At 70.4% G+C, this 12,299-nt stretch carries 14 protein-coding genes; 6 read left to right on the top strand and 8 right to left on the bottom strand.

Translation table 11 applies throughout. The features are described 5' to 3' along the window. Window positions 1-91 precede the first annotated feature (91 nt). The 5 genes from recN to K8V84_RS05255 all read right to left on the bottom strand — a co-directional run bounded on the left by recN (window position 92) and on the right by K8V84_RS05255 (window position 4,557). Window positions 92-1,804 (bottom strand): DNA repair protein RecN, encoded by a 1,713-nt coding sequence (gene recN, locus K8V84_RS05275; protein ID WP_304071136.1) that lies wholly within the window; start codon window positions 1,802-1,804, stop codon window positions 92-94. 24 nt (window positions 1,805-1,828) lie between these two features. After that, on the bottom strand, window positions 1,829-2,755 hold the full coding sequence (locus K8V84_RS05270) for an NAD kinase (protein WP_304071133.1): 927 nt from the start codon (window positions 2,753-2,755) through the stop codon (window positions 1,829-1,831). Between the two features lie 111 nt (window positions 2,756-2,866). Next, window positions 2,867-3,667, bottom strand: a complete 801-nt coding sequence (locus K8V84_RS05265; protein ID WP_304071130.1) for a TlyA family RNA methyltransferase — start codon at window positions 3,665-3,667, stop codon at window positions 2,867-2,869. Window positions 3,668-3,688: 21 nt separating this feature from the next. Then, entirely contained in the window at window positions 3,689-3,868 is a 180-nt protein-coding gene (locus tag K8V84_RS05260) for a hypothetical protein (protein WP_304071127.1), read from the bottom strand. Window positions 3,869-3,906: 38 nt separating this feature from the next. Then, entirely contained in the window at window positions 3,907-4,557 is a 651-nt protein-coding gene (locus tag K8V84_RS05255; protein ID WP_304071125.1) for a membrane fusogenic activity family protein, read from the bottom strand. Between the two features lie 161 nt (window positions 4,558-4,718). Here K8V84_RS05255 and K8V84_RS05250 point away from each other — a divergent pair, with 161 nt between their 5' ends. The 4 genes from K8V84_RS05250 to K8V84_RS05235 are packed head-to-tail and all read left to right on the top strand — an operon-like array spanning window position 4,719 to window position 8,304. Continuing rightward, the gene (locus tag K8V84_RS05250; RefSeq protein WP_304071123.1) at window positions 4,719-5,069 is read left to right on the top strand and encodes an SCP2 sterol-binding domain-containing protein; all 351 of its coding nucleotides are present in this window, start codon (window positions 4,719-4,721) and stop codon (window positions 5,067-5,069) included. A 46-nt stretch (window positions 5,070-5,115) separates the two neighbouring features. Then, window positions 5,116-6,381 carry a DUF1015 domain-containing protein gene (locus K8V84_RS05245; protein WP_304071121.1) on the top strand — a complete coding sequence of 422 codons (1,266 nt, stop codon included), beginning with the start codon at window positions 5,116-5,118 and terminating at the stop codon, window positions 6,379-6,381. Between the two features lie 26 nt (window positions 6,382-6,407). Further along, window positions 6,408-7,250 (top strand): AAC(3) family N-acetyltransferase, encoded by an 843-nt coding sequence (locus K8V84_RS05240; RefSeq protein ID WP_304071119.1) that lies wholly within the window; start codon window positions 6,408-6,410, stop codon window positions 7,248-7,250. A 46-nt stretch (window positions 7,251-7,296) separates the two neighbouring features. Then, complete coding sequence (locus tag K8V84_RS05235) at window positions 7,297-8,304, top strand: HAD-IIA family hydrolase (RefSeq protein ID WP_304071117.1); 1,008 nt, start codon at window positions 7,297-7,299, stop codon at window positions 8,302-8,304. Between the two features lie 9 nt (window positions 8,305-8,313). Here K8V84_RS05235 and K8V84_RS05230 read toward each other — a convergent pair whose 3' ends face one another. Further along, the gene (locus tag K8V84_RS05230; RefSeq protein WP_304071115.1) at window positions 8,314-8,700 is read right to left on the bottom strand and encodes a single-stranded DNA-binding protein; all 387 of its coding nucleotides are present in this window, start codon (window positions 8,698-8,700) and stop codon (window positions 8,314-8,316) included. A 194-nt stretch (window positions 8,701-8,894) separates the two neighbouring features. On the opposite strand from K8V84_RS05230, the gene K8V84_RS05225 reads away from it, so the two are divergent. Both K8V84_RS05225 and K8V84_RS05220 read left to right on the top strand, forming a co-directional pair. Next, a complete protein-coding gene (locus K8V84_RS05225) occupies window positions 8,895-9,899 on the top strand; it encodes an MBL fold metallo-hydrolase (RefSeq protein WP_304071113.1) in 1,005 nt (334 codons plus the stop codon). A 50-nt stretch (window positions 9,900-9,949) separates the two neighbouring features. Next, on the top strand, window positions 9,950-10,879 hold the full coding sequence (locus K8V84_RS05220) for a GNAT family N-acetyltransferase (RefSeq protein ID WP_304071111.1): 930 nt from the start codon (window positions 9,950-9,952) through the stop codon (window positions 10,877-10,879). A gap of 3 nt (window positions 10,880-10,882) precedes the next feature. Here K8V84_RS05220 and K8V84_RS05215 read toward each other — a convergent pair whose 3' ends face one another. Together K8V84_RS05215 and K8V84_RS05210 are read right to left on the bottom strand one after the other, a co-directional pair. After that, a complete protein-coding gene (locus K8V84_RS05215; protein ID WP_304071109.1) occupies window positions 10,883-11,284 on the bottom strand; it encodes an NUDIX domain-containing protein in 402 nt (133 codons plus the stop codon). 59 nt (window positions 11,285-11,343) lie between these two features. After that, window positions 11,344-12,299, bottom strand: a 956-nt coding sequence (locus K8V84_RS05210) for a hypothetical protein (RefSeq protein WP_304071106.1), incomplete at its 5' end; no start/stop codon positions are given.

Below are 12,299 nucleotides of genomic sequence, written 5' to 3'. Positions count from 1 at the left end.
CTGAGTCACAACAGTCGACCGAGCGGCGTTTTCGGGACAAAGCACTGCCGGTGCCCGAATTCCGGACACCGGCGAAGGTCGAGCCGATCGTTCAGGCCGCCGGGTAGGCCCGTTCGGGGTCGGCGTTGCTCAGCAGCTCCTCGGCGTGCGCCCGCCCCAGCTCCGAATCCTCCAGCCCCGCGAGCATCCGCGAAAGCTCACGCACACGGCCGGCCCGGTCCAGCAGCACCACACCGCTCTCGATGACCAGACCCTCCGTGGACTTCTCCACCACCAGGTGGGCGTCGGCGAACGCCGCCACCTGCGGCAGGTGCGTGACCACGATCACCTGGGCGCGCTGGGCCAGGCGGGCCAGACGCCGCCCGATCTCCACGGCGGCCTTACCGCCCACGCCCGCGTCCACCTCGTCGAACACGAAAGTGGGAACCGGGTCGGACCCCGCGAAGACCACCTCGATGGCCAACATCACTCGCGAGAGCTCACCACCGGAGGCGCCTTTGTGCAACGGCAACGGCGGCGAACTCGGATGCGGGGCCAGCAACAGCTCCACCTCGTCGCGCCCGTGCGGACCGAACTCCTCACCGGTGGTGATGCGCACGCTCACCCGGGCGTGCGGCATCGCCAACGCGGTCAGCTCCTCGGTGACCGCCGTACCGAACCGCTCGGCCGCCGCCTCACGGATCCTGGTGAGCTCACCGGCCGCCTCCTCCATACGGGCGGCCAGTTCCTCGGTCTCGGCGCGAAGCCCATCGATGCGCTCGTCGTCGCCGTCCAGGTCCGCCAACCGCTTGGCCGCGTTCTCCGCCCAGGTCAAAACCTCGTCGGTGGTCTCACCGTACTTACGCGAAAGCTGGGTGAGCAGGGAGCGACGCTCCTGCACCGCGGCCAGCCTGGCCGGGTCGGCGTCCACCGACTCCGAATAGGACGCCAACTCGGTGGCGGCGTCGGTGATGATGTAGGACGCCTCGTCCAAACGGCCACCGATCGCGGCCAGATCCGGGTCGTGCTCGCTGACCGAGGCCACCGCCTGACGCGCGGCCGACAACAACCCCACCACGTCGGCCTGCACCTCCGCGGCGGCCGGGTCACCGGTGAGCGCCTCGTGCGCGGTGGTGGACGCCACCCGCAGACCGTCGGCGTGCGCCAGCCGCGTCTCCTCGGCGAGCAACTCGGCGTCCTCACCCGGCAACGGCTCGGCGGCGGTGATCTCCTCCACCCCGAACCGGAGCAGATCGGCCTCCTGGGCGCGCTCACGCGCCCGCTCCACCAACTCCTCCAGCTCGGCCGAGATCTCACGGTGGCGCCGGTAGGCCACCGAGTAACGCTTCATCGCCCTGGCCAGGTCGTCACCGGCGAACCGGTCCAACGAGGAACGCTGACGGTCCGAGCGCAACAGACGCTGCTGGTCGGACTGACCGTGCACCGCCACCAGGTCGTCGGCGAGGTAGGCCAACAGGCTCACGGGAGCGGAACGACCGCCCATGGTCGCGCGTGAACGCCCCTCCGCCGACACCGTCCGGTTCAGGATCAACACGTCGTCGTCGATGTCACCACCGGCCTCGAACACCCGGGTGGCCACCCGGCCGCCCTCGGGTACCGTCAACCGACCCTCGACCACCGCCCGGTCGGCACCCGGCCGGACACGCTGGGGATCGGCGCGCCCACCGAAGAGCAGTCCCAGCCCCGTGACGACCATGGTCTTACCCGCGCCGGTCTCACCGGTGACCACGGTCAGACCCGGTGACAGCTCCAACACGGCGTCGTCGATGACACCGAGGCCTTGGATGCGGACTTCTTCGAGCACCGAACCCTCTCCTGCAATAGTCGTTCAACGTTCGCGACCGGCGCGTCCCCGCCATCCGGTGACCGGCAGACCGAACTTGGCCACCAACCGGTCGGTGAACGGCGCGCGGTGCAGCCGGGCCAGACGAACAGGCGTATCGGCACGGGTGATCTCGATTCGTGCCCCCGCGGGCAATTCGACCATACGCCGTCCATCGCACCAGAGCACGCCCGGCGTGGTGTCCGGCAGCACCTCCAGCGCCACGGTCGCGTCCGGACCCACCACGAGGGGGCGGGCGAACAAAGCGTGCGCGCTGATCGGCACCACCAGCAACGCCTCCACATCCGGCCACACCACGGGACCGCCCGCGGAGAAGGCGTGCGCGGTGGAACCGGTGGGGGTCGCGCACACCACACCGTCACAACCCCAACTGGACAGGGGACGCCCGTCCACCTCCAGGACCATCTCCAGCATCCGCCGGGTGTCGGCCTTCTCCAAGGTCGCCTCGTTGAGCGCCCAAGAACGCACCGGGGGCGCCCCATCGCCACGACCACCGTTGAAGACCGCCACGTCCAGGGTCATGCGCTCTTCAACGACGTACTCCCGCCGGACCACACTGCGCACCGTGGCGCCCAGGTCCTCGCGTTCGGCCTCGGCGAGGAAACCGACGTGCCCGAGGTTGACACCGAGCAGCGGCGCCCCGGCGGGTCGAGCGATCTCGGCCGCCCGCAACAGGGTGCCGTCACCACCCAGGACCATGACCAGTTCCACACCCTCGGCGGCGCGGGGGCCCTCCACCGGTTCCACCGGGGACAGCTCACAACCCTCGGCCGCCAGGTTCTCCAGCTCGCTCTTGAGCATGCGAACGGTCAGCCCGGCCCCACTGAGCCTTTCGTGGACCAACCGGGCGCTGCGCACAGCCGCGGGTCTACCGGTGTGGGCCAGCAGCAGAACACTGCGTCCGCCGGTCATCGCCGTCCCCTTACATTCACTCCCGGTCGGGAGCACTGGTACCGACCGGATGCCTCGCCCGGACCCGGCCGGGTCACGCTACCGGACACTTACGACCATGGGCCACGCCCCTCAGGCCGGCCCCTCCTCGATCGCCCGTTCGAGCCGGGCGGGGTCCAACGGATCGGCACCGGCCCGCATCCACAGGAAGTACTCGACGTTGCCCGAGGGCCCGGGAAGGGGGCTGGCGGCCACGTCCACCACCCCCAGACCCAAGGTGAGGGCGTGCGCGGCCACGTCGGACACCGCCTCGGCGCGCAGCACCGGCTCACGCACCACACCGCCCGGACCCACGCGATCCTTACCGACCTCGAACTGGGGTTTGACCATCATCACGAAGTCCGCGTCCGGGTCGACGCACTCGCGCAGCGGACCCAGAACCAGCTTCAGGGAGATGAACGACAGATCCCCCACCACCAGGTCGGGTCGGGGTTCGTCGATCTGCTCGGGGGCGAGTTCGCGAACGTTGACGCGCTCCATCACCTCGACCCGATCGTCGCTGCGCAACGACCAGGCCAGCTGCCCGTAGCCGACGTCGACCGCGATGACGCGGTCGACGCCTCGCCGCAGCAACACGTCGGTGAACCCGCCGGTGGAGGCACCCGCGTCCAGGGCACGTCGCCCCTTCACCGAGAACTCGAACGCGTCCAGCGCACCGATGAGCTTGTGCGCCCCACGAGAGACATAGGTCGGTTCCTCGGAAGGGGTGCGCACCACGATGGGCTGGTCGGTCCCGATCCGGGTGGCGGCCTTGGAGGCGACCATCCCGGACACCAGAACGAATCCGTTCTCGATGATCTCGGCCGCGTGACCGCGAGAGCGTGCGTGACCGCGGCGGACCAGTTCCGCGTCGAGCCGACTACGTTTTGCCATGGTCACCTAGGGTACCGGGCGTTATCGCCCGCTCTGGGACCCCTGCCCGAGCGCGCCGAGCACACCGGACAACTCCTGCTGCAGGGCGTCGAAGACCGCTACGTGCTCGTGCGTGGGCACATCGTCCAGTCCGGCCAACCGTTCCCTGGTCGCCCGAAGGGTCTGTTCGGCCAAGGCCTCGGCCTGCTCGTCGGCGCCCATGCGGCCCCCGTCCCTCGCTCACGTCCCGACACTATCGTTCACTTCTTGGCGCTCTTGCCCTTGGTGGTGCGTTTGGCGGTGGAGCGCGAGCGGGTGTTCTTGGCCGCGGGCTTGGCGGCGGTCCTGGCCCCGGCTGCGGTCTTGGCGCGGGGAGCGGTCGACTGCTCGACCGGAGCGGCCTCGGACTCGGCCCCGCTCTCGATCCCGTCGGCCGGACCCTCGGCGGCTTCGGATTCGGATACGGCTTCGGATACGGGTTCGGGCGCGGGGGCCTCCTCCTTCACCGGCTCCTCCACGGCCACCGGCTCCGGCCGGCCCGGTGTCCGCTCCACGGCGTACCTGGCGCCCAGGCGACGCTCCAACTCCGCGACCCGGCGCACCACCCGGTCGTGCTCGGCGCGCGGAACCACGTCCAACCGCTCCAAAGCGCGCCCCACCTCGGCGCGCACCAGCTCGGCGATGGCCGTCCGGTTCGCCTGGCTGGTCTCGATCAGCTCACCGGCCAACGCCTGGATGTTCTGGCCCACCCGAGGCGGCGGGCCCTGCGCACCGTCCACCGAGGGAGCCGACACACCATTGGCGCCACCGGCCCGCAACAACGCCTTGGCGGCCGCGACCGCCTCCTTACGGGAGAGTTCGGTGAGGCCATTGGCGGCATCGAGGTAGGTGCGTACCGCGTCGACGACCATGATGACGTGCTCCTTGATGGGACCGCGGGAGGAAAAGAACGAAAAGAGGGCGCGGGTGAGGGAGGGACCTCGTTCCGGGGGACGACGCCAACGCTACCGTTCCCACGGTCCGGGTGACACGCGAACGGACGATCTCCGCGCCGATACGGCATCATGATCCGATGAGCAGCATCGACGCGTGCCTGCAAGGCATCGCCCGGGCCAACGAGCGTCTCCTGCGGGAACCCCTCGACCGACGCCGCCGGCACATCCGCGAACGCACCGTCAGCGTGGTCGTCCCCGACCTGGACACCGTCTTCGACATGCTCCTGACCATCGACGGCCTCACCGACGTCACCCACCGGCCGCGCTCCACGCCGGCCCCCAGGCCCCAGGTCACGGTGACCGTCTCCAGCGAGGACTTCGTCGCCCTGTCCGAGGAACGCCTGGACCCCGCCAAGGCCCTGCTCGGGCGTCGTCTGAAGATCGACGCGGGCCTCGGCGATCTGCTGCGCCTGCGCCGTCTGCTCTGATCCGGGCGGTGCCCCGACGGGCCCGCCGGGGCGATACCTTTCTGAGATGCCACGCCGATCTCTTGACCTGGCCCCCCTTCGCGGCCTCCGCTACGCCGCGCCCGACGTCGACCGCTTCATCGACGACGGTTTCGACGTCTCCCGGCTCCTGGCCCCGCCCTACGACATCCCCGACGCCCGAGAGGCGCGCGAACTCCAGCGTTCCGACCCGCACAACGCGGCCAGGGTCACACTCCCCTTCGAGCTGTCCCGCCAGGACGCCGCCGCCCACCGCTACCGCGGCGCCGCCACCCTACTGCGCAGCTGGATCGACGACGGCTACCTCGCCCAGGACCCCGAACCGGCCCTGTACGTGTACGAGCAGATCACCCCGGACGGCCGCCTCCAGCGCGGACTCATCGGCGCCCTCGGGCTCCCCGAGGACGAAGAGCAGACACCGGCGGTGCGACCACACGAGGACGTGGCAGAACCCCCCGTACTCGACCGCTTCCTGCTGATGGGCGCCGCCCGCGCCAACCTCGAACCGATCTTCCTGGTCTACCGAGGCGAGGACGGGGCCGCCTCCACCGCCACCGAGACCGCCGCCCAGGGCACACCACTGATCTCCACCCGTACCGGCGACGGAGCCCGACACCGCCTGTGGGCGATCACCGACCCGGACGTCCAGCGCGGCGTCGCCGAGGACCTGGCCACCCGCACCGCCCTCATCGCCGACGGACACCACCGCTACGCCGCATACCGGCGCCTGCGCGACGAACACACCGACCCCGGCTGGCGGTACGGGCTGGCACTCCTGGTGGACAGCGACGCCCACCCGCCCCGGCTCGGCGCCATCCACCGTGTCCTGCCCGGGCTGGACACCACGCGGGCGCTGGACGACGCCCGCGCCATCGCCACCGTCTCCCCCCTTCCCGACGCGGACCCCGCCCACCTGGACGGCGTGGACTCCCCCGCCCTGCTCGTGGCCGACCCCGACGGCACCGCCCACCTGGTACACGACTTCGCCGAACAAGCACTGTCTCGGGCCATGCCCGGACACTCGTCCGAGTGGCGGCACCTGGACACCGCGGCCCTGCACGAGGTCCTGCTACCCCTGTGGCGTTTCCCCGAGGAACAGGTGCGCATGGTGCACGACGACCCGACCGAGGCCATGGCCGTCGCCCGCACCGAACAGGGCACCGCCGTCATCGTGCCCTCACTGCGGGTGGAACAGGTCTACGCCGTCGCCGACCGAGGCGAGCTCACCCCCCGAAAGTCCACCTCCTTCGGACCCAAACCCCGCACCGGCCTGGTCATGCGGGTACTGGACTGACCACCCCGACCGAGGAGAACCCCGAGATGACCGCCGACCACCCCCAGACCCGTGAACTCCTGACCCGGGACCTGATCCGGCTGGGTGTACGCCACGGCGACTCCCTCCTGGTGCACTCCTCCCTCGGCTCCCTGGGATGGGTGTGCGGCGCCGAACAGGCCGTCGTGCAGGCCCTGATGGACGCGGTCGGCCCCCGAGGGAACCTGGTCGTGCCCACCCAGACCTCGGACAACACCGACCCCTCCGGGTGGCGGAACCCACCGGTACCCGAGTCCTGGTGGCCGACCATCCGCGAACACACACCCGCGTTCGACCCCCTCACCACCCCCGGCGCCCACATGGGTCGGATCTCGGAGATGGTGCGCACCTGGCCGGGAGCGGTACGCAGCCCCCATCCACAGACCTCCTTCGCGGCGCTGGGCCCCGACGCCCACCACCTCATGCATCCCCATCCACTCGGCTCCGCCCTGGGCGAGGAGTCACCCCTGGCCAGGTTGGCGGACTCCGGCGCCCACATCCTGCTGCTGGGCGTCGGCTACGACACCTGCACCACCTTCCACCTGGCCGAATACCGGGTACCGGCCCCGACCCGGACCGACACCTCGTGCGCGGCCCAGGCCCCCGACGGCGGCCGGACCTGGGTGAGCGTCCAGGACATCGCCTTCGACTCCGACGACTTCGCCGCCCTGGGCACGGACCTGGAACAGACGGGCACGGTCACGGTCGGCACCGTGGGTGCCACCACCGCACGCCTGTTCCCCCTGGCCGAGGCGGTGCGCTTCGCCACCGACTGGCTGACCGAACACCGCACCCCCGCTGCGACGGACCACACACCTCGGGGAGAGGCCCCGCGAGACGGAGCCGCCTAGCCTGGAAGCGACCGCCATCACCGCACGGAAAGACGGGCCGATCTCCATGTCCCTCCAGGCAGCCGACCGCCCGCTCAACGAGCTCCACGACGCGATGCTCCTGGACCTGGACGGCGTGGTCTACATCGGCGCCGAAGCCGTCCCCGCCGCTCCCGAAGCGATCGGCAAGGCACGCGCCACCGGCGCCAAGGTCGCCTTCGTCACCAACAACGCCGGACGAACCCCCGCCCGGATCGCCGAACACCTCACCCACCTGGGCGTTCCCGCCTCCCCCAAGGACGTCGTCACCTCCGCGGAGGCCGCAGCCCGACTGATCGCCGAACGTTTCCCCTCCGGTTCGGACGTCCTCGTGGTCGGCGACACCGGGCTGAGGCAGGCGGTACGTCGCGTGGGGCTGCGGCCCGTCACCGTCGCCGACGAGTCGACTGTGGCCGTCGTGCAGGGCTTCTCCCGCACCATGAACCGCGAACTCCTCGACCAAGGCGCGCTGGCGGTGGCACGCGGCGCCTTCTACGTGGCCGGCAACGCCGACGCCACCGCCCCCGGCGAGTGGGGCATCACCCCCGCCAACGGATCCTTCGTGCGCGTCATCGCACACGCCACCGGTGTGGAACCGGTGATCGCCGGCAAGCCCATGCGCCCCCTGCACGAGGAGGGCATGCTCCGTACCGGGGCCACCGACCCGTTGATCGTCGGTGACCGGCTGGACACCGACATCGAGGGCGCCACCGCACACGGCGCGGCCGGGCTGCTGGTGCTGTCCGGGGTCGCCACACCCCGCGACCTGGTGGCCGCCCCGACCCATCAACGTCCCCGCTATCTGTCCTGGGACGTGTCGGGGATGAACGAGACCCACCCCGGCCCACTGCGACGAGGCCATCGATCCGAGTGCGGCGGCTGGACCGCCACCAACGGCCGAGGTTCGGTCGAGCTGTCCGGAAGCGGCGACCGGTTGGACGGACTACGCGCCCTGTGCGACGCGGTGTGGGCCGACGAGTCCATCGACCCCACCGGGGAGTCGGTGGCCGCCGCCCTGCGGGTTCTGGGCTGGTAGGCCCGGGCCTCACCCCTCGGCCCTCCGTTCGGGGTCGACGGTCCTCACCTCCACCTCCAGGATGCTGCGCACCCCGTGTGGACCGCGCCAGATCCGACGGCGCAGCGCCCCCGTCACCCGGATCACCTCCCCGACCCGGTACTCCCGGACCCGATCGATCATCGGCTCCTCGAAGGAGACCAGGGTCGGCGAGTCCAACCGGGGCCCGGAACGCCGCGGATCATCGGGGCGGGCCACCCCGATCCGCCAGGAGACCAACCGATCTCCACTGGGCAGTTCGCGCACGGTCGGCGCGGCGGTGATCCGCCCGACCACCAACACCTGGTTGAGGTGACCCTGGTCCTCGGTCCTGTCCTTGGTGGTGTCCTTGGGTTCGGCGGGGTTCCGGATGAGCACGAGGGACCTTCCCGATAGAGGATGACCTGGTGCGCGCGCTGATCCCAGGATCCCCGCCGGCAGGGTTCCGGAAAAGGCCGTTCGGGAATCTGTGGATAACCCGGACTCCCGGGTGACCCCCGCCACGGGACCGGTCGGACCCCGTGCCCTAGAGTCGGGTTCGGTCCGCAACGGTAGAACAGGGGTGCTCGGACGTGCACAAAGAAGTGAACACCGACGACCTGCCCGAGGGGATCACCCCCCTGGGCGACGAGATCTACGCCATCGACACGATGTTGGCCGGGTACCCGGGGGTGGTGTCCGCCTACCTCATCCGCACCGAGCGGCCCTGCATCGTGGAGGTCGGCACCGCCGGTTCCGCCCCGGTCCTGCGCGACGCCGTCATCCGACTCGGCCTTTCCCCCGCCGACCTGGCCACCATCGTGGTCACGCACATCCACCTGGACCACGCCGGCGGCACCGGCGACATGGCGGCACTGTTCCCCAACGCCGAGATCGTCGTGCACGAACGCGGCGCCCGACACCTGGCCGACCCGAGCCGGCTCATGGCCAGCGCCAAGATGGTGTGGGGCGACCGACTGGAGACCCTCTTCGGGCACATGCACCCCACCGACGCGTCCCGCATCCGCTCGGTCGCCGAAACCGGCGAGATCGACCTCGGCGGGGGACGCAAACTCGTATCGCACTACGCGCCCGGCCACGCCAAACACCACATGGGCCTGGTCGACACCGCCACCGGCGACCTGTACGTCGGCGACGCCCTCGGCGTGTACAACCCGCTCACCGGTGACCTCCGCCCCGCCACCCCGCCACCGGACTTCGACATGAACGCCTGCCTGAGCACCCTGCGCCTGTTCGGTGACATCGGCCCCCAACGCCTGATGTTCTCCCACTTCGGCGCGGTGGACGGGGTCGGCGAGAAACTCGACCGGGCCGAGCGGGAACTACGCCTGTGGGTGGAGACCGTCCGCGACTCCCAGGACACCGGCGGGGACCTGGACCACGCCGTGGCCATGGTCAAGGACAAGGTGATCTCCCGCTACAAACCACTGCCCCCGGACGCCTCACCCGACGCCGCCGCGGTACTCGACATCCTCAGCGGCGCCGAGGCCAACGTCGGCGGGATCGTGCACTGGCTGGACCGGCTCGCCCAGGAACAGGCCACCGCCGAGAAGAAGGCCCAGGAGGAACGCGCCTGAAGCGGGAAAACCGGATGCGTCCTCAGGCGACCGCGACGTAGTGTCCCGGCATGACGATCGAGATCCGTCCGATGCGCCGCGCGGACATCCCCCGGACCTTCACGCTCATCCGGACGGCCTACCCCTGCATGGTGTTCACCGAACCACTCATGGTGGAGCGCTTCGACCGGCCCTTGACGTACTTCCGGGACCAACGCTTCATCGCGGTGGAGGGCGATCAGGTGATCGGCCACGTCCTCTCGCGTCTGTACGAGGACGAGAACGGGCGCACGCACGGACAGTCGTACATGGCCGCCGTAACACCGCGACTCGTCGACGGAGACCTTCCCGACCGGCTGCTGGAAACCTCCGAACGGCGCCTGCTCGACGACGGTGCCGAGTTCCTCAGCGCCGACACCGCCGAGGAGAGCGTCCAGATCGGTGGGGAGGGATTCCGGCGGGCGATCCTGGAACGCGGATACGAACTCACCGAAAACGCCCGGATCCTCGGCCTGGACCTGGCCACGATCCCCGAGCCCCCGCCCGCGCCCGAGGGCGCCGAACTGCGCACCTTCCGGGAGTTCGACGACGACCCTCGTCCCGTCTACGAGATCGACAGGGCCACCAGCGAAGACGAACCGGGCGGCCTCGACAACGGATTCCTGCCCTACGAGGATTGGATCCGCGTCCTGTGGCACAACCCGTTGGCCGACAACGACCTCAGCCTTGTGCTCCTACTGGACGGGGTCCCCGTGACGATCTCCTGTTACAAGTCCGACGGTGAGGGCCGGATGGAGTCGGGGATGACCGGCACCCTGCGCGGTTACCGGGGGCGTGGGCTGGCGGCCTACACCAAGACCAAGGCACTGCACCTCGCACGGGAGAAGGGCATCAGGCGGGCCTACACCGGCAACCACGCCGACAACGAACCCATGCTCGCCATCAACGAGCGACTCGGGTACGGCGTCGTCGGTAGCGAACAGACCTACCGCAGAACCTGAACCCTAGGGCGCCCCCGGCAGGTCCAGGATCCGGAGCAGGTGCGCGTACAGACCATCCGCCCAGGACAGCTCGTCGTCGGACGGCAGCCGGTCGAAGGCGCGCACCTCACTGGTCTCGAAACGGCCGGTCAACGGCTCCAACCCGCGCACCCGGGCGTGGGTGACCACCGTGGTGTGCCCCTTGGCCAGCACGTAGTGGCCAACGACCCGGATCTCCCCGAGCGTGGCACCGGCCTCCTCCCAGGCCTCACGCCGAGCCGTGTCGGAGATCCCCTCCCCCGGCTCCCGGTGCCCGCCGGGGAACTCCCAGGCCCGTTTGCGATTGCGCACCATCAAGGGGCGCTCCCCCAGGTAGGTCAGGCACACCACCGAGTCGTACTCGGCGGGCACCTCCCCCAGACGCACGACGGCGCCGCCGAGTGGCTCCTCACCACCCGACGACGCTTCGATCGGTTCGGGGAAGGTCAGTCCCGGCCCTTACGTTCGTCGGCCTCGGCCGCCTGGTCCGCGTCCTCCTCGACGTCGGTCCAGACGACCCCGTCCTCGACGTCGTGGTCGACCAGTTCCACACCCTCAAGCGCGGCCAGACGCTCGTCGGCGTCGGTCATGCCCTCGCGGTCCACCGAAGAGGCCCGGGCGAAGTACTCGCGGGCGTCATCGGTACGGCCCAACTCCTCCAGGACGTCGGCGTAGGCGTAGAACAACCGGGCCACGTACGGACGGGCACGGCGCTCCTTGAGCTCCGGCACCTGCAGCTCGGCCAGCGCGGCCTTGACGTCGCCCATGTCCCGACGGGCACCGGCGGCCACGATGCGCAGCTCGATCCGGTCCGCGGTGTCCAGGTCCTTCCCGGCCGGGTCGTTGGTGATCTCCAGAGCCCGCTCCGGGCGGCCCAGACCCCGTTCACAGTCGGCCATGACCGCCAGGAAGGTGTCCCGACCGCTCATTCGCCGCGCCGCGCGCAGGTCCGCCAGGGCCTCCTGCCACTTGCCGACCGTGTAAGCGGCGATGCCGGAGGCCTCACGGACCGTCGCCAGGCGTGAGGCCTTGCGACGAGCGTAGGCGGCGTGCTTGTAGGCCCGCTCGGGGTCCTCGTCGACGAACAGGCCGGCGGCCACGATGTGCTTACCGACCAGCTCGGCCAGGGACTTGGGCAGCGAGTGCAGATCGCGCTTGGTCTCCGGGTCGATCTGGTTGTAGGTGGCTTCCTCCGGCAGCGACGGAGCGACGTCCGCAGGGTCCCGCTCCTCACGGGGCCCACGCCGGTCATCGCGTCGGTCGTCCCGACGGAAGTCGCGGCCACCGCCACCAGCGCGGTCATCACGACGCCCGTAACCACCACGATCATCACGACGATCCCGGTCACCCCGGTAACCACCACCACGACGATCCCGGTCCTGGTTCCGCTCACCCTGGTAAC

It is taken from the genome of Nocardiopsis listeri, assembly GCF_020741345.1.
Classification (GTDB): Bacteria; Actinomycetota; Actinomycetes; order Streptosporangiales; family Streptosporangiaceae; genus Nocardiopsis; species Nocardiopsis listeri_A.
The sequence above is the reverse complement of the archived record's forward strand: the minus strand, read 5'-3'. Positions and strand labels throughout refer to the sequence as shown.

Excerpts from the sequence above, each read along its gene's own strand:
- K8V84_RS05270 (WP_304071133.1), bottom strand. The coding sequence starts at position 2,755 with ATGACCGGCGGACGCAGTGTTCTGCTGCTGGCCCACACCGGTAGACCC.
- K8V84_RS05265 (WP_304071130.1), bottom strand. The coding sequence starts at position 3,667 with ATGGCAAAACGTAGTCGGCTCGACGCGGAACTGGTCCGCCGCGGTCAC.
- K8V84_RS05260 (WP_304071127.1), bottom strand. The coding sequence starts at position 3,868 with ATGGGCGCCGACGAGCAGGCCGAGGCCTTGGCCGAACAGACCCTTCGG.
- K8V84_RS05255 (WP_304071125.1), bottom strand. The coding sequence starts at position 4,557 with ATGGTCGTCGACGCGGTACGCACCTACCTCGATGCCGCCAATGGCCTC.
- K8V84_RS05250 (WP_304071123.1), top strand. The coding sequence starts at position 4,719 with ATGAGCAGCATCGACGCGTGCCTGCAAGGCATCGCCCGGGCCAACGAG.
- K8V84_RS05245 (WP_304071121.1), top strand. The coding sequence starts at position 5,116 with ATGCCACGCCGATCTCTTGACCTGGCCCCCCTTCGCGGCCTCCGCTAC.
- K8V84_RS05240 (WP_304071119.1), top strand. The coding sequence starts at position 6,408 with ATGACCGCCGACCACCCCCAGACCCGTGAACTCCTGACCCGGGACCTG.
- K8V84_RS05235 (WP_304071117.1), top strand. The coding sequence starts at position 7,297 with ATGTCCCTCCAGGCAGCCGACCGCCCGCTCAACGAGCTCCACGACGCG.
- K8V84_RS05220 (WP_304071111.1), top strand. The coding sequence starts at position 9,950 with ATGACGATCGAGATCCGTCCGATGCGCCGCGCGGACATCCCCCGGACC.